Below are 21,947 nucleotides of genomic sequence, written 5' to 3' on the forward strand. Positions count from 1 at the left end.
TACTGATTGACAAAAAAAAACAATTTAATATAACATTGGCGAATGTCAGAAAACATCAAAGAAAACAAAATGGGTGTAATGCCTGTAACCAAACTTCTTTTAAATATGTCATTGCCGATTATGCTTTCAATGCTGGTAATGGCATGCTACAATATCGTTGACAGCATTTTTGTTGCGCAGATAAATGAAAACGCATTGACTGCAATATCGCTTGCATTTCCGGTTCAAACACTGATGATTGCAGTTTCAATAGGAACAGCAATCGGTGTAAATGCGCTTTTAGCAATGAAGCTTGGACAAAAAGACAGCGATACAGTAAACAAAATCGCCATCAACGGACTATTCCTTTCAGTTTGCAGCTTTATTGCATTTTTTATTCTCGGATTTCTTTTTACAAAGCCTTATTTAAAAACACAAACAGGCGATGAACAGATTATTCAATTCGGAAGTGAATATTTAAAAATAATAACAATGGCATCCTTCGCGCTTTTTGTTTCAACAATGTCGGACAGGCTTTTGCAGGCAACGGGAAGAACTTTTTACACAATGATAACACAGCTTGTTGGAGCAATCACAAACATAATTCTTGACCCGCTTATGATTTTTGGAATCGGTCCTTTTCCAAAAATGGGAATGGCAGGCGCGGCATGGGCAACAGTCATCGGACAAATTCTTTCTGCTCTAGTTTCAATTTATTTCAATCTGAAAAAAAATCCTGACATACATTTTAAACTAAAAGGATTCAAACCAGATTCTCTGATAATAGGTCAGATTTATAAAATCGGAATTCCTTCAATTCTTCTTCAGTCTATAAATTCTGTTACAACTTACGGAATGAATTTGATTCTTGGAACTTTTTCTGCAACAGCAATCGCAGTATATGGAGTTTATTTTAAACTGAACAGTTTTGTCTTTATGCCGGTATTCGGACTTACAACTGGAATGGTTCCGATTGTTTCGTACAACTACGGAGCAGGAAACGCAGAGCGAATCAAGAAAACTGTAAAGTCAACAATTTTAATTGCAGTTTCAATTATGATATTCGGCATTATAATTTTTGAACTTTTCCCAGCAGAACTGTTAATGCTATTCAAGGCAAGCGAACATATGCTCGGAATAGGATGCACGGCAATGAGAATTATCGCGCCAAGTTTTATCGGAGCGGCAATCGCAATTACACTAGGTTCAGCTTTTCAGGCTTTAGGAAAATCTTTTTTAAGCATGACAGTTTCTTTTGTAAGACAACTGGTTGTTTTGCTTCCTGTGGCATATTTTCTTTCACGCAGTGGAAAGCTTGAAAATGTCTGGTTTTGTTTTCTCGTTGCTGAAATTTTTGCAATCAGCCTTTCTTCATTTTTCATGCAAAGAATAAAAAAGACAATGCTCGACAAACTTTAATTTTAAAAAGAGACCGGTAAATAAAGCTAGCCTCTTGGAGCTTTCGCAGGATCAATAGGATTTGACTTTTGAAAAACCATCAGGCAAACTTGAGTTGTGCCTTTTATGCTGTCTGTTCCCGCAGTTCCCAAAGAATCGCCAAACACAACATAATCGCCTTTGCGGACTTTTATAGAGCCAAGTCCTGAATAAACATAAATGTGTCCGGTTTTCGCTTGAACGAAAACAACTTGCCCATATCCTCTGTAGTTTCCAACATACATAATAGTTCCGGCGCGGATTGCAGTTACACTTTCATTTTTTTGCGCGCTAAGCTGAACACCGCTGACCTTTCCGTTCATGTAAGTTACCAGCGGATTTTTTACAGGCCAAGTCAAATTTGAATCGCCTTTTTTCTCTGAATATTTTCGCGGATCACTTGAAGGCAAGCTAGGAAGAGACGCCGAAGTATCAACAATCGTAACAGGAATTTTCAGACGCTGTCCGGCCTTTAAAACTGTATCGGAATCAAGGTTGTTCAACCCCTTAAGCTCTTCAACAGAAATTCCGTTTACTTTTGCAATTCTATAAAAAGTGTCGCCCTTTTGAACTGTGTATGTGTCAAATTTTCTTTCTGCGCTAAGCGTATTTTTTACAGGCGAAGATGAAGGTAAAATTTTTTTCTCAACGTTCTTTTCTGGAATCGAAAGTTTCTGTCCAACTTTTAGAACATCGTTTACAGTAAGATTATTCACAGCACAAAGCTGCTCAACAGAAATTCCATACTTTCGACTGATTGAATAATAAGTTTCTCCTTTTTCAACTGCATGAGTTCCTGCAAAAGAAAAACAGACAGTCAAAAAAAGAATTGAAAGAAACAAAATATTTTTTCTATATTCAAATTTTTTACTCATAATCATACCGTTAGTTTATCGGCTGATTTATGAAAAAAAATTACCTTAAAGTTTTAAAACAATTCAGGGAAAATATCGTTCATGCCGTACAATGCGCCGCTCTTTAGCTTGCCTTCTTTCAGCATGGAAGAAAGATTTTCCAAAGCATGAACAGCTCCATTTGCAAAACCCTTGCGGCTTCTTGCTGTGTGCGCAATTTCAATTGTATCAGCCTCGCAATCAAAGAAAACTTTGTGTGTTCCCGGTACTGTACCGCATCTTGTGGAAGAAACGTGAAGCTGATTCGGCAAAGGCTTTTCCTTGAACTCATTTGTTACAATTGAATTTTTTCTTTTGAATTCAGAAAGCAGATGATTCGCAATTTCAAGCGCAGTTCCAGAAGGACTATCAGCTTTTTGATTATGATGCATTTCCCAAATTGCAGCGTCATACTCAGAAAATTTATTCGCAAGGCGAGCGGCATCTTCTACAATTTTATAAAGGATATTTACACCAATGGAAAAGTTCGCGCTTGTCATAATTGTTCCGCCGCACTTTGCAGCAAGAGAAGCAACCTCCTCCTTTTTGTCATTCCAGCCAGTAGTTCCAACTACCATAGGAATTTTCAAAGGAAGAAGAGCTTTTATATTTTCAAGAACAGAAGACGGATGCGTAAATTCAATTATTCCATCCGCACCGCTAGAAACAACTGCATCTGCAAGAGCCTTGCTGTCTCCTGCGGAAATTTTCACCTTGGCATCTGGCACAAAAACATCAATCGTAGACACAACAGAATGTCCAAATGCCAATGCGGACTGTTCAAGCATATGCCCCATTTTTCCATATCCAACCAATGCAATTTTCATTATTAATCCTCCCAAAAATTAAGCAAAAAGAACTGAATGAATTGCTTCTACAGTTTTGTCCGCCTGATTTGTATCCACAAGAATGCTTATGTTAACTTTGCTTGCGCCTTGGCTTATCATCTGAACATTTATTCCTTCTTTTGAAAGTCCATCGAATGCCTTTGCAATAATCACGCTGGATCTTGAAGCATCGCAAATTATTGTAACAATCGCCTTACCAGTTTTTACATTGACATCAGCAACACGCTTTAAATCTTCAATAAGTCCTGTCAAATCTGCTTTTCCATCAACAGTCAAACTGACAGAAACTTCAGAAGTCGCAATAACATCAATACTGATATTCCATTTTAAAAACTGATTGAAAATATGCGCAAGAAATCCAGCGGCTCCAAGCATACGGCTAGACTGAATATCTATGAGTGTTACATTTTTTACTTTTGTAATTGCAGTAACAAGCGGACGAGTTCCTGTATGCTCTTCAACAATAAGAGTGCCGTGGCTTTTTATATTGTAGCTGTTTTTTACACGGACAGGAGTTCTGGTTTTTCTGCAAGGAATCATGCTGCGCGGATGAAGAACCTGACTTCCGAACATTGCAAGTTCCTGAGCTTCCTCATAAGTTACTTCATCAACCGGCCGGGCTTCTTTTACAATGCGAGGATCTGTCGTCATAATTCCGTCAACATCTTTCCAAGTCTGAATTTCCTTTGCCCTCATTGCCGCGCCAATCATAGTTGCGCTCAAGTCGCTTCCGCCGCGCCCCAAAGTTGTTATGATTCCGTTTTTATCTTTAGCAATGAAACCAGTTACTATAGGAATTTCATTTGAAGTTCCGCTTTTATATCCACCAAGATGCTTCGGAATATTTTCCCACACTTCATCCAAAAGTTCTGCCGCCATATAATTTGAATCGCTCACAAATCCAATGTCCCAGGAATCAAACGCCTTTGCTTCAGTTCCAAGAGAACAAAGATAAGCTGACATCATGCGCACGGACATACGCTCGCCAAAAGACACAAGATAATCTCTAGTGCGTTTTGTAAGTTCATGCAGCATACTTATTCCAGTAAGAAGAGTTTTCAATTCGCCAAGCAATTCTTTTATTTCCGGAACAGAAACGCCAAGCTGTTTTTCTGTTTCAATGTGAAGCTTTTCAATTTTTTCAATGTCAACAGTTCCCTTCACTGCCATGTCAGCAGCTTCAAGAAGATGATCTGTTGTGTCTCCCATTGCGCTTAAAACAACAACAGGACGCTCACCTTTATATGCCTGAATTATTTCGGCTACATGTTTAATGCGGTCAGCATTTGCAACCGAGCTTCCGCCAAATTTCATTACAATCATAGCAACGATTATACTTAAGGATTAACTGAAAGTCTATCGGATGAAAAAAGTTTTCTGCATTCAAGATAGAATCTTTTTTCGCTGGCTTCTCCCATGCTGAAACTTTTTCGAGGCAAAGGTCCGCGGCTAGAAATTGTTTCAAAGAATGAATCTTTTGCGATTGGAGGAAGAAGAATTGCAACTGCATTTTTCTGCGCACCAAGCCTGAAAACTTCTTCATTGCCGTGAATGTAGTCAATTTCAATTTCTTTGTTACAGGAAATAAATTCATCAAGCAACAGCTGAAGACGGCTGACTGCAAGCTCCTGAATTTTAGTTTTTAGTCTGAAATATTTTTGACTTTCATTTTCTTTAAAAACAAAACCAAAATCCGCCTTGGAACTTTTTACATTTTTTTCCAAAGCATTTTCATTTGTTTCTTCTACAAGTTCACCGTCAAGTTTTTCATTTAAAAAAGAAATCAATTTGAAAGCATCGCAATTAAAAAGAACACGGTGAATCGGCTCAAAGGTCAACCCAGAATCATAAATGTTTACAATCTCAACAAGAGCATAGCGCGCATTTAAATCTGACGAATCAGAATTTTTACATTCGTCCCAAACAGCCTTTGCAGTCGCCAAAGAATGGTTTCCGTCTCCAACAGCAAACAAAAAAGAATTTCCTTCGCCGTCAGAATTTTCTCTCTTTAATTTTTCAAGTGCAGAAGAAATTTTTTCAAATGCCTCTTTTGATTTTACAGCCCAGCCTGAAACATGACCGGCATTCATCATCAAGTTTCCGTCATAAACCGGCGGATTTTTTCTAGCTTCACTGCCAGCTTCTTCTATAAGGCAATGCTCAGAATCGTTCACCAAAAGCATAATGTGAGGAAGCTCAAGCGGCGCATCTTTTCTGATTTCTTTTCGAACAGGAATTCTTTCCGGAATAGTAGCTTCCGTGGCGCGGATTAAACTTTTTGAAAAAGGCTTCCATTCATAAGTTTCCAAATCAATCGCAGCAACAAGACCGCGGCGGACTCTTCCGTAGCAAGTCTTTCGCTCAACATAAATAAATTCCTTTTCAGGCAAATCAAAAATATTCTCATCAAGATATTTTTTCATTGTCTGGCGGATTTTTTCTATGCGTTCTTTTTTATCTGAAGAAGAAAGAAAAATTTCCGGCAAAATCAAATTCAAAGTTGAAGGAGAACTGCCGACAATTTCTTCTGTTTTTTTCCAATAATCAAAATCCTGCGTATACTGATCGCACGCCACAACGCACCAAGTATTTAACTCTTTTTTTCTAGGCAAAAGAATTTCCGGGATTTGTATTCCAAACTGCTCAAAATTTTCCATAAAAAAATTATATAGATATTTTTCAATTTTAGCCATAAGAGAAAACCAAAATTGAATTTTCTGAAAATTGCAATTATAATTAAGTAATGGCAGGATTAGAATTTCAGCAAAAGCAGATTCAGTCTCAAATTCAAATAATGAGCCAAAAGCAAATTCAGGCTTTGAAACTTTTAGCCATGAACTCAAAAGATTTGACTGAAGAAATTTACAAAGCCGCAGAAGAAAATCCTGCGCTTGTCATAACAAAAGACAAATCAAACTGGGACGGAACAAAAATATCATCAGCAACTGCAAGCGGAGAAGTAGCAAGCGAAAATTTTCAGGCGGCACTTGAAGCAAAAGCAGATGAGCGGGAATCATTGCAGGAACATCTTTTGTCCCAATTGAATGCAATGCGTCTTGGCGCAACTGAAAAAACTTTATGCGAAAAACTCATTTATAATCTTGACGCAAAAGGATTTTATATTCTTGCTCCAGTTTCGCTTCTTGATAAAAAAAACAAACTGCAAACGCCGGGGCTTTTGGAAAAATGCATTGAAATTGTAAGGCAGTTTGAACCTTGCGGAGTTTGCGTTGCAAACACAGAAGAAAGTCTGCTTGTGCAGGCAGAGCAAAAAGAAAATGCGCCGATTCTTGCAATCTTTATTTTGGACGGAAAATTAAAATTCCTTGATCCGCCGCGTCCTGAAAAAGTTCTCCAGAAAATTCAAGAATATCTTTTAGAACAAAAAAAACTTTTTGCAAATTCACAAAACGAAAAATATAAAAATTTAAATCCTGTAATTCAAGATGTGGAAAAGGCAATTGATTTTATACGGACGCTTGATCCTTTTCCTGCGCGGAATTTCAGCACAAAAGAAATTCATTTTATTTCTCCAGATGTTTATGTAGAAAAAATTCAGGAAAGATTTCAAGAAAATCAAATTGAAGACAACATTGTTACAAGCGGAAAAAACTCCTGGAATGTGCGGCTTGCAAAGGACAACTTCCCGCAAGTTTCCATAAACCCGGAATTTTTAAAGCTTGCAAAAAACAATTCAAAAAATTCTTTATCAATAAAAACTGAAATAAAAAAAGCAAAAGATTTTTTAGACACTTTGGAATTCAGGCAAAACACGCTTTTAAGATCATGCATCGAAATTGTGCGGACTCAAACTGATTTTTTTCTGCACGGACAAGGCAACTTGGTTCCTTTAAGGCAACAGGACATTGCGGACAAACTTAAAGTCCACGAAACAACAATTTCACGAATGGCAAACAGCAAATTTCTTCAATGTGAATGGGGACTTTTTGACATAAAATATTTTTTCACAAATGCCGCAAGTAAAAAAAACAAAACAATAAGCCAAGACAAGGCAATGGCAGAATTAAAAAAAATACTGAACTCTTCCACCGGAAAAAAAATGAGCGACAAAAAGCTTTCAGAGGAACTAGAAAAACTTGGAATAAAAATTGCGCGCAGAACAGTTGCAAAATACAGAAACAAACTCAACATAGATTCTTCGTACAACAGGCAATAAAAAAGGCTGCCCTTTTTAGACAGCCCGCATTGTTTTAATGCCCAGATATAAAAACTATTTCTTTGAAAGAAAAATTATTTTTTCTCCTGGACTTTATCTTTTTCTTTCTTTATTTTTGTATCAAGAACATCCATCATTTTGTTGAGCGCAGCCGCAAAGTCAAAATCATCGCCTGTAACATGAGCATTTCCGCCCCATCTAAAGTTAACAGTTGTATCAAAGTAAAATTTCTTGTCTTCCTTTACGTGCATAATCAAGTCAACGATAAGATTTTCAGCGTAGCTTATACGCTCCAGTTTTTTGTTGATAAGAGCTGTCTGGTCTGAATCCAAAGTAAAGCCCTGTGCAGATATTGATTTTGTCATAGTTTTTCTCCTAATAAGTATATTTAAATTCCGCAGCAAACTGCCGCCGCAATCTTTTTAAGATTACACTAATATTATACTACGGAATATTCCAAAAAGCAAAGAAAAGTTTTTTTTATAAAAAACACTTGACAGAATCCCGGGGGGGGGTACAATAAAATATCCCATTTTTCTGGAGGTAAATATGAAAAAAGGAGTAGGTTTATTGTTGTCTATGCTGATTTTAGCGGCAACACTAACAGGCTGCATTTCTATGACACCACTTAGTGATGCAGGAGCTTTTCCAGGTGATGCGCAAAGCTATGAAGTTCTTGGACGTGTAGAAGTAAAATCTTCAGCCACAAATTCTGGCTACAGCAAGCTTTATGCAGAAGCAAAGAAAAAGTACCCTGAATGCGATGACGTTGTAAATGTAAAAGTTGACGCAAAGAAAACAGTGTTCCTTATTTTTACATTCAACAGTTACAACATGAGCGGAATTGCTATCAGCTATAAATAATAACTAAAATTTATTTATAGCAAATTGGCTGCCAAAACGCATAATGAATTAAACTTCATAATGTTCTTAGGCAGCCTTTTTTATTTTGTAAGTGCAAGCTGTTCGGCAATGTTAAAGCAACGGTCGCCTATTTTTTCTATCTGGCGCACTAAATCCATGTACAAAAGCTCGGCCTTTACATCCGCACCATCTTCAAGTCGTTTGCGCGCTATTTTTTTCAAGGCTTTGCGTTCTGCGTCAATCTGGGATTCAAGTTCATTCGCAAAATCAAGCTGCTCCTTTGAAAGAGCCTTGTTGATATTTTTATAGATAAACTGAAGCAACTGCCGCGCAAGCTCAAGATAAGGAATCAGGCGGTCAAAATCTTCTTTCTTAAATACGTAGTGTTTTTCCGTTATGCGCTTCAAATAAACGCCAATGCTCAGACAGTCATCAGACATAGATTCAAGTTCGCCTGTAATCGAAATCATCACGTTTATATTTTCACGGAGCTTGTCATCAATATCAAGCTGGGCGCATTTTAAAAGATACTTTGTAAGCTGTTCCTGCATCTGGTCAAGGTAATCTTCTTCCCGCACAAGATTATCGTAATGATCCACAACAAAACGTCCGGACAAATCGGTAAGTCCGTACTGAAGCCTGTCAAACATCTGCACGGAAATATCAGCCATCCGCCGTACTTCCATTTGCGCTGAAACAACAGGAATTGTAGGAGACTCATGCGCGGCGCGTTCAGGAAATTCAAACTTATATATAGAAGGAAGCGAAGCCTTGTCGTCTTTTATAATAAGATGCGTAAGCTTGCAAAGCGGATTCACAAACGGCATAAAGAAAACAGAGCCGATTATGTTGAACATCGAATGAAGCATCGCTATGTGCATTGTAATGTTTTCTGTAACAGTTCCCGGAACAATTAAATCCACAAGCTGAGTAAAAGGCTTTATAAAAATCAAGGCGACAATTGCAGTTACAGAATTGAACAAAACATGGACAAGCATTGTGCGCTTTGCATTTGCGTTTGCCCCGAACGAAGCCATAACAGAATCTATAGTCGAACCAACGTTGCTTCCGATTATAATTGCCGCGGAAAATTGCCAAGTAAGAATCTGGTTATATGCCATCGTAATTACAATCGCCGTCATAGCAGACGAAGAATGAATCATCGCAGTAACAATAATTCCGATTACAAAAGCAATAAGATAGCTAAAAATTCCTTTGTCTTGCAAGGCAGGAAGAAAATTCATTGAGCCTGAATTAAGTGAAATCGTGCTTGAAAGCCACTGCAACGCAATAAAAAGAATTCCAAATCCCATAATGGCCTGACCAAGCCCCGGATTTCTGATTTTCTTTATAACTGTAAAAAGATAGCCAATGCCAAAAAGCGGAATCGCAAATGCTGAAATTTCAAAGTTAAAGCCGAATATCGCGACAATCCAAGCCGTTATCGTTGTTCCGACATTCGCGCCAAGAATCACGGCAATCGACTTGCTTAGCTCGATAAGCCCGGCGTTTACAAAAGAAACAACCATGACAGTTGTAGCCCCAGAAGACTGAATTATCATAGTCAAAAAACAGCCTGTAAAAAATCCGGTAAATCGGTTTCCCGTCATAAGATGAAGAGCAGCCTGAAGTTTATCTCCCGCAGACTTCTGGATTCCATCGCTCATCATTTTCATTCCAAAAAGAAGAAAACAAAGACTGCCAAAAAACTGAAGGAATATAGACAATATGCTCGAAATGCTCATAAGCCGATTATACAGAAAAACACCACGAATTTAAAGCAAAAAGTTAAGGGCAGCAAGATAGCAATTAAAAGATGAGACCATATCTTTATTAATCTAGAAGCTTAGACATGAACTCATCTACACAACTAAATTAGCTTACATTGACGATTTTATCATATACATCACATTTAACACTCTTATTAACTCTTTTACCTGAACCATAAGCAGTCTGAACTATAATGCGATATGAACCAGCAACAACAGAATTCGGCAGTTCAAACATAAGTAAAGAAATAGTATTATTAACGATTCTTTCTGCTCCAATGCGAATCCATTTTGAATAGTCACTGCTATAGGCTCCAGTTTCATCACAAGGAGCAAAAAAAAAGCCTATATCATCTTTACTTCCTGCAACTTTTAACCTTGAACCCAAAAGCTGTATAGAATGTCCTGCAGAAATCTTATCCGAAATTTCATTTGTATGAACATCAAAAATTCCTTCTATTATATGCTGTATTTCGCTTAACTTTTTCATAGAATCAATTCTCCAATTTACAATAGTAAAAGTTCCACTACAAGGCTCAAATTATGAATCTCTACAGATAGAAAAGTTTCAAACAAAAAATTCCAGCAGAATTTAAAAAATTTATTTTCCATCAGTACTGGATCTTCATCACGCCGAACGACTTAAAGCGCGAATCACTTGCGGCATAATATCGACAAGTAACACCGCTGATGTCGTCTTTTTTCGTGCTGTCGATAAAATAGACATTGCCGTTTTCTAGCCGGTCAAAAAGCGCGATATGCGACACATTGGAAGAATCAGCCTCGCCCATGAAAATCAAGTCGCCCTGCCGCATTTGCTCCAGCGCAACATGAGACGAAGCGCTTTCGCACATATAAGCCGCCGTCATATCCGAGACAAGCAAGGAATATTTTGTATCGACCATTGCATATTTGTAGCACATCACGACAAGCCCAGAGCAGTCTATGGCAATCGCAGAACGCACAGGAGCCTGACCGCCCAACTCGTAAACAGTACCAGAATCTTTGTACAGCTCGGCGAAACGGAACGCACGAGAGGCAATTTCCGCAGGACAGTCTATTTCAGTAGTATCATCGGAATCATTGTTGAAATTGCAGGAAACAAACAGAATGGAGAAACAGAACAAAAAAGGAGCAAATAAAAAATTGCCTTTCACTTCTACCCTCCCCGTGTATAATATTTCACGTGGCTGATAAAATTAAGATTGGAGTGATTTATTATACCACGAAACGCAAAGATTGTAATGACAAAAAAATATAAAGTAAACAAAAAATCCCACCAGAAAAATTCCAGCGGGATAAACTTACCTAGTTTGCCTTTCGGCAAACTAGCACGGTAAAACTAGGCTTTATTCAAGCGAGCTTCGAGGTCATGCCGCAAGCCTTGCGGCTTGCTTATCGAGTTTGCTTTTCAGCAAACTCGCTCAATAAAACTATGCTTTGTTCAAACGACTTTCCAAATCATCGAGACATTCTGACAATTCTTTTGGAAGGTGTTTGCCGAACTTCGGATAGTGGTTTTCGCGGATGTCTTTGCATTCCTTGAGCCAGCCTTCCTTGTCAACTGCTGTGATTGCAGGAATCTGAGCCTTGTAAACGTCGTCAAGACCGTCAAGGTTGAGAGCGCCTTCTTTTGGCATGAATCCAATCGGTGTGTCAACGTAGTTGTCTTTTCCGTCGCAGCGGTCGAAAATCCATGCAAGAACGCGGCTGTTGTCGCCGTATCCAGGCCACATGAATCCGCCTGGAAGATCCTTGTTGTCTTCGTCCTTGCGGAACCAGTTAACATAGAAAATCTTAGGAAGTTTGTCTTCTTTACCACGTTTAGCTGCTGCAGCTCCAACGTCAATCCAGTGCTGGAAGTAGTCGCCCATGTTGTATCCGCAGAATGGAAGAATTGCGAACGGGTCGCGGCGGATTTTTCCAACCTGAGAAGCGTCGATTGTAGAAGCGGCTGTGATTTCTGAACCTACGATAGATCCGAGGAATACACCGTGGTTCCAGTCACGGCTCTGGTGAACAAGTGGAATTGTTGACGGACGGCGTCCACCGAACAAGATTGCGCTGATAGGTACACCTTCTGGAGATTCCCAGTCAGAAGCGATACATGGACACTGTTTAGCTGGTGCTGTAAAGCGAGCGTTTGGATGAGCGAATTCTTCGCCTTTTGGTGATTTGTCTTTTGGAAGAGCATCGCGTGTGTTGCCTTTCCAGTCAACGAGCTTGCCTTTTGCAGGGTAGCCGATTCCTTCCCACCAAACATCTCCGTCTTCTGTGAGCGCACAGTTTGTGAAGATTGTGTTTTTAGAAGCGGCTTCAAGAGCGTTTTTGTTAGACTGAGCAGAAGTTCCTGGAGCAACTCCGAAGAATCCTGCTTCAGGGTTGATAGCGTAAAGACGGCCGTCTTTTCCGAATTTCATCCAGGCAATATCATCGCCGACTGTCTCAACTTTCCAGCCAGGAATTGTAGGAATAAGCATTGCAAGGTTTGTTTTTCCGCAAGCAGAAGGGAATGCGCCTGTAACGTATTTAACTTCGCCCTGTGGGTTTGTGAGCTTAAGGATAAGCATGTGCTCAGCAAGCCAGCCTTCTTCGCGTGCGATTACTGTTGCGATGCGGAGCGCAAAGCATTTTTTTCCAAGAAGGGCGTTTCCGCCGTATCCAGAACCGTAAGACCAGATAAGTCGTTCTTCCGGGAAATGGCTGATGTATTTGTGTTCAACGTCTGCGCAAGGCCATACACCGTTGTCTTTTTCGCCGTTGTTGAGCGGTTTTCCAACTGAGTGAAGACATGGAACGAAGTCTCCGTCTGTGCCGAAGTATTCCCAAACCTTCTCGCCTGCGCGTGTCATGATGTCCATGTTAAGAACAACATATTCAGAGTCTGTAAGCTCAACACCGTATTTTGCAATTGGTGAGCCGAGAGGTCCCATGCAGAACGGAATAACATACATCGTGCGTCCGTGCATACATCCTGTGTAAAGACCTTTCATTGTAGCCTTGAGCTCTTTAGGATCAATCCAGTGGTTTGTAGGACCGGCATCCTCTTCCTTTACAGAAGAAATGAATGTACGTGACTCAACACGTGCAACATCGCTCGGAAGTGAGCGGAAAAGGAAGCTGTTAGGCTTTTTTGCGAGCGGAGTTGCAAGACCTGCATCAACGCATTTTTTCATAAGGCGGTCATATTCGGCTGTAGAACCATCGCAAACAACAACATTGTCCGGCTCACACATCTTAACACATTCTTCAATCCATGCCTTGATTCTGGCATGTTTAATGTCATTAACTGTCATTCGGTTACTCCTATGCTTAGAGTCAGAATTGAAATAGCTTTAAGCCTTCTGATTCCATATAGAATAAATATACTTTTTTTTCTTATGATTTTCAATAGACGAAGCAAAAAGAAGTTCATATCAATCTTGCAAAATCTATAATTTTTTCTTATCAATTTAATTTATGTGAAATTCAGCAAAAGCATGATTTAAAAACAAAAAAGGCAGCGTAAAACTGCCTTGAATCTTAAAAATACAACTTTGACCCTCGCGGGGTTCGAACTCGCTACCTACAGCTTAGGAGGCTGTCGCTCTATCCATAGTGAGCTAGGGGGTCATGGCCTTCCAAAGGAATGAAAACCAATCCTTTGGAAAAACAAATTATTTGTCTTTTGCTCTTTCTACAAATGAACCGTCTCTTGTGTCAATTATGATTTTATCATCTGTATTGCAGAACAAAGGAACTCTTACTTCCATTCCTGTATCAAGAGTTGCAGGCTTCAAAGACTTTCCAGAAGTGTCGCCTTTGATTCCTGGCTCACAGTATGTGATTACGCGGACAACGTTAATAGGAAGCTTTACACCAACAGGCTTTCCTTCATAATATGTGATTGTAACATCGTAGTCATCATCAGGAGAAATGTATCCAGCGTTGTCTCCCAAGTCTTCCTTTGAAAGCATAACATCTTCGTAAGTTTCCTGATCCATAAAGTGAAAATCATCACCGTCGATATAAGAAAGCTTTACATTTTTTTCTACAAGGTCAACATCGTCAAATTTTTCTCCCGCGTCAAGACCCAAATCCTGAGTTCCGCCTGTAACAATATTTTTTACACGAAGCTTTACTGTAATTCCCTGACGTCCGGCTTTCTGGCCAAGCATTTTCTGAACAATAAAAGGAGAGCCTTCAAACATAAAAGCTGTTCCAACTTTAATTTCGTTTGTTGATAACATAATAAACTTCCTTGATAATAAACTTGCTATTCGATTATATATGAACTGAAATAAAATTGCAACATTTCAAAACGCAGGCAACAAGGAAAAATAAATTTGCTTTAGCGCGGAATTTTTGTTTCAAGCAAATTCAAAAGATTTTCCGCAAGATTTCCGTTCTTTAAAATTTCATTGGAAAACTTTTTAAATTCCGGTTTTAAGCTTTCATAATTTTTCAGCAAGGAAAGAATTTCAGTTTTCATTTCTGAATTTATTTTTTCAAGTTCTGACGGAAGTTTTTTTTCTTCAAGAATTTCCAAAGATTCCGGGCAGCAACTGGCTTTAAAACTCCGGTTGTACAAAAAAGAAAATTTTTCAATCTGCGGGATTTTTATTTTTTGTAAAAACGCGTTCAATTTTACAATGTGAAATTCTTCTTCCTGCGAATAAATGTTCCATATAAAAGGATTTCCAAAAAGACAGCAGCGACTGAACGAATCTTCCCCTCGCACAAAAGAAAAATCCATAAGCGACAAAAAAGCGTCCCAAACTTCCTGCTGCATAAACGGAAGGCAGACAAAATCAACTTTAAATTTTTTCAAGGAAATTTTTGCTGAATCAGCTCCAGCTCCAGACGCAACAAAAACAATAATTTTTTTTAAAAAAGAAAATTCTTTTATTGCTGAAGCCAAAAAATCAAAATTCTTTGGATAAGAAAAAATAAGAATTTTAAATGAATCGGAAAAATCTTCGGAAAGAATTTTTTTATCAAGATTTTGTTTTACAAGATTCAAGGCGAATTTTTTTTCAGAAAGGCAGCGCATGAAATTTTTGTCCAAAATCAAGCCGCCAGTTTTTTTTGTAAAGCCCGGCATGAAATTTATTTTTTTAATTTTTGCAGAACGCGTGCCGCTTTTTAATAGATGAAAATCATCAGCCCAAGATTCAGCGGTCAAATATTCAACATTTACAATCTGAACATTTAAATTGAACTGCTGTGAAAATAAAAGTTCTTCAAGCCATTCCGGGCGACCGCATTGAAAACATTCCAAAATAAATTCCGGCGGATTTTTTGAAAATTCTTTTTTGCAAAGCGCACTGTCGTTCCAGTCAAAAACTTTCCATCCGCGGAATTCCTGAAATGTTTTTGTGGAATCTATGCCTTTTGAAATTTTTGCAAACGAATCAAGATTGCTTACAACAAGCCGAATTTCAAGATTTTTTTTCAGCTCGGAAAGCGCGCGGCATAAACGAAAAACGACTCCGATATCGCCAAAATTATCAACGACTTTGCACAAAACTGTAATTTCCATAAAAAAGCATTTTATCAAATTTTTTTTGATTTGCGGCATTTTTTTTATTTTTTCCATAATAAAGTTTTTAATTCTTGAATTTTTTATTTGGAGCAAACATGAGAATTTTTTGTTTTTCGCCTTTTGGCTACGAAGGAAATCTTGTTACAGTTGAAGTCGATTTGCGTCGCGGAATTCCTGCCGTTGACATAGTCGGACTTGCAGACAATGCGGTAAAAGAATCGCGGGAAAGAATGAAAAGCGCAATTATAAATTCCGGGCTGTTGTTTCCGCCTGAACGAGTTCTTATAAGCCTTTCTCCTGCTGATTTGAAAAAAGAGGGAGCCGGCTTCGATCTTGCGATTGCTCTTGCAGTTTTATCGGCAAAAGAAAATTTAGAAAACGAAGATTCTGCATTTCAAATGGAACCTATTCTTGTGATTGGCGAACTTGAATTGAACGGAAATATACGTCCTGTAAAAGCAATTCATGCGGCGGCGGCAACTGCTTATGCAAGCGGAATAAGATACTGCATTGTTCCTGCTGCAAATGCTGAGGAAGCAAGAGAAATCCGCACAATGAAAATTTTTGGCGCAGAAAATTTAACAGAAGCTTTCAATGCGTTAAAAAATACAGAATCATTTTCTGATTACAAAACTTCGCATATTGAAGAAGAAAACGTAAACACAATAAAAGATGCTGTTGAAATAAATGGAATTCTTTTTCCGCCTGAAGAATTCGAGTTTAAAGAAATTTGCGGACAACAAGAACTTGTGAGAGGATTGCAAATCGCGGCAGCAGGAAAACACAACTTGCTTGCGTTTGGTCCTCCGGGCTGCGGAAAAACACTTTCGCTGCAAAGATTTCCTGCGCTAGTTCCGTTGCTCACAAAAGAAGAAAGTCAAAGCGTAACTCGGATTTATTCGATTGCAGGAATTCTTCAGGCTGGAACAAGAATAATAAAAAAAGCTCCGTTCAGACAGCCACACCAGACATCTACAATAGAAGGAATGTGCGGAGGCGGAATTCATTGCAGTCCAGGAGAAATCTCTCTTGCGCACAACGGAACTCTTTTTTTAGACGAAGCTGCGGAATTTAGAACATCAGTTCTTCAAATTTTAAGAGTTCCGCTTGAAACAGGAGTCGTAACTCTAAGCAGAGCCGGACGCTCAACAATTTTTCCGGCAAACTTTCAGCTTTTAATGTCAATGAATCCTTGTCCCTGCGGAAACTACGGTTCAAAAGAAAAACTTTGCCTATGCTCTGCCCGCTCAGTCGAACAATATTGGAAAAAAATTTCCGCTCCGCTTTTGGACAGAATCGACTTAAGCATTCAAGTTGAAAAAGTTTCAATAGAAAATTCAAATTCATCGCAAAGCATTTCAACATCAGAACTGCGAAAAGAAATCGCGGCGGCAATAAAAATTCAGCGCAAACGTGGAAAAAGAAATTCAAGGCTTTCTCCATCGGAAATAAAAGAATTTTGCCAGATGAATTCGGAAGCAAAAAAAATTTTAGATGAGGCAACTGAAACGTATGAGTTTTCACCGAGATCTGTTTCAAGCTGCATAAAAATCGCAAGGACAATTTCAGATATGAAAGAAGAAAATATAATCGGAAAAAATTCAATGGAAGAAGCTGTGAAATTTAAAAAGCCAGCTGGCACAATGAATCTTTTGGCATAAAAAAAAAAGACCGAAGAAAATTCGGTCTAAAGATACCGGCTCAGAGACTTGAACTCTGACACGCTCGCGCGCAAAAGATTTTGAGTCTTTCGTGTCTACCATTCCACCAAGCCGGCAAGTGATACTTACTATATCAAAAAATAAAAATAAAATCAAGAGGAAGTGTTAAAACTCATCTGGCTTTAGAAACTCTCTCAGGCAGAAAAAAAATGGAGGTTTTATTTTTGGAATCATTCTTGTATAATCATTTATATGAATCTATAAAAAACATTTCATTTCAATTCGCATTGCAAAATTCATTATTTTTTCAGGAACCATCTATGGACTACACATTATTCGACAGAACACCAGAAGATATTTTAAAATCAGTTTTTGGATATGAATCATTCAGACCGATGCAAAGAAAAATAATTCAAAATGTTTTGGACGGACGTGACACACTTGCAGTTATGCCAACTGGAGGCGGAAAATCTTTATGCTATGAAATTCCGGCTCTTATTCTTCCGGGAATTACAGTTGTTGTTTCACCATTAATTGCGTTAATGCAAGATCAAGTGGCGCAACTTGAATCCTATGGAATTTCTGCCGTCTGTTTAAATTCGTCTCTTGAAAGAAACCATTATCAAAAATGCTGCGAAAAAATTTTATCAGGAAAAATAAAACTTCTTTACGTTTCACCAGAAGGATTGAATTCTGGCAGAATGATAAGATTGCTTCAGGAATCAAAAAGTTCTGTTGACTGTATTGCAATTGATGAGGCTCACTGCATAAGCGAATGGGGGCACGATTTTCGCCCGGACTACATGGAAATAACTCATATAAGAAATCAGTTTCCAAAATCGGTTTTTCTTGCACTCACAGCAACTGCGACAAAACAAGTTCAAGCTGATATTATAAAAAATCTTCGGATGGAAAATCCTGAAATATTTATGGCAAGTTTCAACAGGCCGAATATTTTTCTTCAAGTAATAAAAAAAGACAAGCCGATAGAACAGGTTCTCAACTTCATAGAAAATCATCCGAACCAAAGCGGAATAATTTATTGCTTTTCAAGAAAGCAAGTTGATTTAGTTGCGCAAGAATTGCATATAAATAGAATAAAAGCATTAAGTTATCACGCAGGACTTAATGATGCGCAACGGACAAAAAATCAGCAAGATTTTATTTCTGACAAAGCTGACATTATGGTCGCCACCGTTGCATTCGGAATGGGAATTAACAAACCTGACGTTCGCTTTGTAATTCACTTTGACATGCCTAAATCCATAGAGCAATACTATCAGGAAATCGGGCGGGCAGGACGCGATGGATTAGAATCTGAAGCTTTGCTTTTATACAGCGCAGGAGACATTCACAAAATCAGATATTTTTTCAAGGACAACTTTGATTCTGCTAAATCAGAAAATCTTTTGCAAGGAATGATAAACTACTGCGAAAATTCTGTTTGCAGGCGGAAATCACTTTTGTCTTATTTTGGTGAAAGCTATTCAGATGCAAGACAAGATTGCGTTTCTTCAGAAAACTGCTGTGATATATGCGCCTCAAAAAAAATAAATTATAATCAGCCGCGTGCAATTCTTCATAAAAGAATTCAAAGTTTTCCAAAGCCATCAAAAAAATCCACAGGCGAACTTTTTATTTCTGATACTTTAGAAAGCAATGAAAAAATTTTATCAGAAAAAATACGAAGCTGGAGAAAAAAGGCAGCCGAAGAATTAAACGTTCCGCCTTATGTTATTTTTGGAGACAAAACACTTTTTGACATTGCGCAGAAGAAACCTTCAAACATAAAAGAACTTACAAAGTGCTACGGAATAGGAGAAATAAAAGCTGAAAAATTTGGATATCTCATCTTAAAAATAATAAAAGAAAACGCGCAATGAATCGTGCGGAGGATATCTTGATGCTCTGCGTCGGAGTTCATTCTTTTTTAAGATTGCTCTAAAATCCGTTTTGCTTTTTTTGCATTTGCGTTTTTCTTTTTTACTCCAAACTGATAGCCCTTAGGCTTTTCTTTTTCTTCTGTCAAATTTTCCTCTTCTGCGTCTTTTGCAATTTCTTCAACGGCGGCTTTTACGCTTGAGTATCTTCCCTTTGCCCAGATATCAAGACCAGTGCCTTGAGTTGCAACATCATCGCTCGCAATATATTCCGCGCAAATATCAGCAAATTCGGAGCGGTCATATTTTGCAAATTCCTTTCCTAACGCATAACGCAAATTTTTCTGAATGTCGCTCTTCAATGCTGAACGTGCAAGCTCTATAACTTCTTTTGTTCCTGCATGATTATATTCAAGCAATGCCGCAGAAACTTTTGCTTTTGTGGCATCGCCAATTTTTTTGTCTTTTAAAACACTGATTAAATAATCGTTTCCGTCAGAAGTATTTAAATCTGCAATCACAGAATAACATTTTTCTTTTACTTGCTTCTGCTCATCTTTGTCTTTGCATCTAAAAATCAAAAAAGGAACAGCTTTGTCAATTCTGTTTTTTCCAACTGCGGAAACTGCTTCAAGCCGGACTTTATACTGAGAATCACGCAATGCCTGTATAATTAAATCTGAAGATTTTTTATCATTGAAATATGAGATTCCTTTTATAACATAAGTTCGAAGATTCGGATCATTAGACTCAAACAATTCCACAAGAATATCTTCTGATTCCGGCTTTTCCATTGCGCCAATCGCTTCTGCAGCATACATTCTGACAAAAGTATTTTCGTTTTCATCTTTTGCAATTTCCGAAATTTTCTGCCAAGTTTCAACAGCCTTGATTCTTCCAAGAACACGCATCAAAGCCTGCCGCTGAGAAACATTCAAATCATCACGGTCAAGATAATCCGCAAGAAAAAGTGCTTCTTCTTTTCCGCCAGTTTCGCCCAATGCAGAAAGAGCACCTGTAAAATACGCGTCTTCCTCTTTGTCAACCAAATCAACAAGCCCTGGATTTGCATCTTTTATATCAGCTTCAGAAACATATTTAAAGCATTTTTCAACAATTGAATTTTTTTCATCGTAAGGATCATTTATGATTTCGACCGCATAAGAAGCAAGACAAGAATCTTTTAATTTTGTAAAATAGTCAAGAATTTTTTCTTTTACAGCGACGCTTTTTGTTTCCTGAAACAAATCATAAATTCCATCGACAAAACGATTATCTTGATTTTTTGTAAGCTCATCAATCAATTCTGTAATCTGGCCTTCAAGTCCGTATTTTAAAATGTCATTGCATTTTTTTTCATAGTCTTTGGAACGGTCAACATAATTCTTTGAACTGTCATGTTTTTTTGGACGAGTATCTGCTGGATAAATTTTTTCTTTTGTATATTTAAATTTTATATTTTCTGAAGGCTGGCTCCCAGAGATTGCATCATAAGTTTCTTGTTTTGGCTCATCCTTGATTTCCGGAATTTCATTTTCAGGCAGAAAAACATTCGGAATTTCTGTTTCATTATTTTGCGAATCTTCTTCTGAAACAACTTCATCTGGCGAAGAAATTTTCGATTGAGAATCTTCAGATTCAGATAAAATACTTTCAATAAGTTCTGGCGCAGAAGATTCTTGAGACCAAGCAAAAACAAAAATTAATGAAACAGCAACGAGCAAAAATTTTCTCTTCATTTTTTCTCCAGACAAATCATTTTAATTATCGGCATTAAAGTTCATTTGAATGAAAATTATCCAAGAAATTTTTTTTGTATTCTTCAAATTTGTCGTTTTCAATTGCAGAGCGGATTTCCAAAATCATATTGTGTAAAAAATAAAGATTGTGATAGCTTGCCAGCATAGAAGAAAGAATTTCCTGCTCGCGGAAAATATGCCGCAAATATGCACGCGAATAAGTTTTGCAGACTTTGCAATTGCATTCTGAATCAAGCGCGGAAAAATCACGTTCAAATCTCTTTTGCTTGATTGAAACCATTCCTTTGTGATGAAAATAAAGTCCATGCCGGGCAATGCGCGTAGGCTGAACACAATCAAACATATCAATTCCATTTGAAACCGCGTCAAGAATATATTCAGGGGTTCCAATTCCCATAACATACCGAGGCTTGTTTTTTGAAAGGAACTGAACTGTATATTTCAACTTTTCAACAAAAACATCAGCAGGCTCGCCAACACTTAATCCGCCAATCGCAAGTCCCGGAGTTCCAAGAGAATCTACAAATTCAGCACTTTCCTTTCTAAGGTCATCAAAAAAATTTCCCTGAACAATCGGAAATAAAATTCCTTTGTAGCCATTTTCAGAATGAAGTTTCCATTCATTTATCGCACGCACAGCCCAGTCAGAAGACAAGCGGAAAGCTCGTTCTGCTTCGCGCCGTTCAACGCCATATCCAGAGCAAACATCAAGCTGCATTTGAATATCGCTGTTAAGTTTTACCTGGGTCTGGACAACATTTTCTGGAGTAAAAAAATGCTTGCTTCCGTCAATTGTGCTTCTAAAGGCAACTCCTTCATTTTCAATTTTTCGAAGATTTGAAAGAGACCACACTTGAAATCCGCCGGAATCTGTAAGAAAATTTCTGTTCCATTTTGTAAATCCGTGAAGTCCGCCAGCTTCAGAAACAATGTCAGCACCGGGGCGAAGATAAAGATGATAAGTGTTTGCGAGAATAATTTCAAAGCCGATTTCTTCCAAATCATCCTTGGTCAAAGCTTTTACAGTTCCCTTTGTTCCAACCGGCATAAAAACAGGAGTCTGGACATTTCCGTGTGCCAAGTGAACAACTCCAGTCCGTGCGCAGGAATTTTTATTCTCATGTTGAATTTCAAAAAAATTTTTTATCATAACAT

General features: G+C 38.1%; 17 protein-coding genes, 2 tRNA genes and 1 pseudogene. 5 read left to right on the top strand and 15 right to left on the bottom strand.

Translation table 11 applies throughout. The features are described 5' to 3' along the window. Positions 1-42 precede the first annotated feature (42 nt). Positions 43-1,398, top strand: a complete 1,356-nt coding sequence (locus tag TRESU_RS10495) for an MATE family efflux transporter (protein WP_013702190.1) — start codon at positions 43-45, stop codon at positions 1,396-1,398. 26 nt (positions 1,399-1,424) lie between these two features. Here the strand turns inward: TRESU_RS10495 and TRESU_RS10500 are convergent, their stop codons facing one another. The 4 genes from TRESU_RS10500 to TRESU_RS10515 are packed head-to-tail and all read right to left on the bottom strand — an operon-like array spanning position 1,425 to position 5,814. Beyond that, positions 1,425-2,291 carry a M23 family metallopeptidase gene (locus TRESU_RS10500; protein WP_013702191.1) on the bottom strand — a complete coding sequence of 289 codons (867 nt, stop codon included), beginning with the start codon at positions 2,289-2,291 and terminating at the stop codon, positions 1,425-1,427. Between the two features lie 53 nt (positions 2,292-2,344). Further along, positions 2,345-3,136 carry a 4-hydroxy-tetrahydrodipicolinate reductase gene (gene dapB / locus TRESU_RS10505; RefSeq protein ID WP_013702192.1) on the bottom strand — a complete coding sequence of 264 codons (792 nt, stop codon included), beginning with the start codon at positions 3,134-3,136 and terminating at the stop codon, positions 2,345-2,347. An 18-nt stretch (positions 3,137-3,154) separates the two neighbouring features. Beyond that, positions 3,155-4,480, bottom strand: a complete 1,326-nt coding sequence (locus tag TRESU_RS10510; RefSeq protein ID WP_013702193.1) for an aspartate kinase — start codon at positions 4,478-4,480, stop codon at positions 3,155-3,157. A 14-nt stretch (positions 4,481-4,494) separates the two neighbouring features. Beyond that, the gene (locus TRESU_RS10515) at positions 4,495-5,814 is read right to left on the bottom strand and encodes a DUF1015 domain-containing protein (protein ID WP_041612406.1); all 1,320 of its coding nucleotides are present in this window, start codon (positions 5,812-5,814) and stop codon (positions 4,495-4,497) included. A gap of 86 nt (positions 5,815-5,900) precedes the next feature. On the opposite strand from TRESU_RS10515, the gene TRESU_RS10520 reads away from it, so the two are divergent. Then, on the top strand, positions 5,901-7,334 hold the full coding sequence (locus TRESU_RS10520; RefSeq protein WP_013702195.1) for an RNA polymerase factor sigma-54: 1,434 nt from the start codon (positions 5,901-5,903) through the stop codon (positions 7,332-7,334). 74 nt (positions 7,335-7,408) lie between these two features. On the opposite strand, the gene TRESU_RS10525 is transcribed toward TRESU_RS10520, so the two are convergent. Continuing rightward, a complete protein-coding gene (locus tag TRESU_RS10525) occupies positions 7,409-7,699 on the bottom strand; it encodes an HPF/RaiA family ribosome-associated protein (protein WP_013702196.1) in 291 nt (96 codons plus the stop codon). Between the two features lie 184 nt (positions 7,700-7,883). Between TRESU_RS10525 and TRESU_RS10530 the strand changes: the two genes are divergently transcribed. Next, entirely contained in the window at positions 7,884-8,198 is a 315-nt protein-coding gene (locus tag TRESU_RS10530) for a hypothetical protein (RefSeq protein ID WP_013702197.1), read from the top strand. A gap of 80 nt (positions 8,199-8,278) precedes the next feature. On the opposite strand, the gene TRESU_RS10535 is transcribed toward TRESU_RS10530, so the two are convergent. The 7 genes and pseudogenes from TRESU_RS10535 to earP form a co-directional block, all read right to left on the bottom strand. Beyond that, a complete protein-coding gene (locus TRESU_RS10535) occupies positions 8,279-9,943 on the bottom strand; it encodes a Na/Pi cotransporter family protein (protein WP_013702198.1) in 1,665 nt (554 codons plus the stop codon). A 130-nt stretch (positions 9,944-10,073) separates the two neighbouring features. Then, a complete protein-coding gene (locus tag TRESU_RS10540; protein WP_041612060.1) occupies positions 10,074-10,457 on the bottom strand; it encodes a DUF4469 domain-containing protein in 384 nt (127 codons plus the stop codon). A 121-nt stretch (positions 10,458-10,578) separates the two neighbouring features. Further along, positions 10,579-11,124 (bottom strand): NlpC/P60 family protein, encoded by a 546-nt coding sequence (locus tag TRESU_RS10545; protein WP_013702199.1) that lies wholly within the window; start codon positions 11,122-11,124, stop codon positions 10,579-10,581. Between the two features lie 276 nt (positions 11,125-11,400). Continuing rightward, positions 11,401-13,269, bottom strand: a pseudogene (locus TRESU_RS10550) (phosphoenolpyruvate carboxykinase (GTP)); the annotation flags it as partial. A gap of 235 nt (positions 13,270-13,504) precedes the next feature. Beyond that, a tRNA-Arg gene (locus TRESU_RS10555) sits at positions 13,505-13,579 on the bottom strand. 44 nt (positions 13,580-13,623) lie between these two features. After that, positions 13,624-14,196, bottom strand: coding sequence for an elongation factor P (efp, locus tag TRESU_RS10560; protein ID WP_013702201.1), 573 nt, complete (start codon positions 14,194-14,196; stop codon positions 13,624-13,626). 101 nt (positions 14,197-14,297) lie between these two features. Further along, positions 14,298-15,488, bottom strand: coding sequence for an elongation factor P maturation arginine rhamnosyltransferase EarP (gene earP, locus TRESU_RS10565; RefSeq protein WP_169309763.1), 1,191 nt, complete (start codon positions 15,486-15,488; stop codon positions 14,298-14,300). Positions 15,489-15,586: 98 nt separating this feature from the next. Here earP and TRESU_RS10570 point away from each other — a divergent pair, with 98 nt between their 5' ends. Further along, complete coding sequence (locus tag TRESU_RS10570) at positions 15,587-17,152, top strand: YifB family Mg chelatase-like AAA ATPase (RefSeq protein ID WP_013702203.1); 1,566 nt, start codon at positions 15,587-15,589, stop codon at positions 17,150-17,152. A 33-nt stretch (positions 17,153-17,185) separates the two neighbouring features. On the opposite strand, the gene TRESU_RS10575 is transcribed toward TRESU_RS10570, so the two are convergent. Then, positions 17,186-17,268: transfer RNA gene (locus TRESU_RS10575), tRNA-Leu, on the bottom strand. Positions 17,269-17,472: 204 nt separating this feature from the next. Here TRESU_RS10575 and TRESU_RS10580 point away from each other — a divergent pair. Then, positions 17,473-19,035 (top strand): RecQ family ATP-dependent DNA helicase, encoded by a 1,563-nt coding sequence (locus tag TRESU_RS10580; RefSeq protein WP_013702204.1) that lies wholly within the window; start codon positions 17,473-17,475, stop codon positions 19,033-19,035. A gap of 47 nt (positions 19,036-19,082) precedes the next feature. Here the strand turns inward: TRESU_RS10580 and TRESU_RS10585 are convergent, their stop codons facing one another. Further along, positions 19,083-20,771, bottom strand: coding sequence for a HEAT repeat domain-containing protein (locus TRESU_RS10585; RefSeq protein ID WP_013702205.1), 1,689 nt, complete (start codon positions 20,769-20,771; stop codon positions 19,083-19,085). A 34-nt stretch (positions 20,772-20,805) separates the two neighbouring features. After that, positions 20,806-21,942, bottom strand: coding sequence for a tRNA guanosine(34) transglycosylase Tgt (gene tgt / locus TRESU_RS10590; protein WP_013702206.1), 1,137 nt, complete (start codon positions 21,940-21,942; stop codon positions 20,806-20,808). Positions 21,943-21,947 lie beyond the last annotated feature (5 nt).

It is taken from the genome of Treponema succinifaciens DSM 2489 (assembly GCF_000195275.1).
Classification (GTDB): Bacteria; Spirochaetota; Spirochaetia; order Treponematales; family Treponemataceae; genus Treponema_D; species Treponema_D succinifaciens.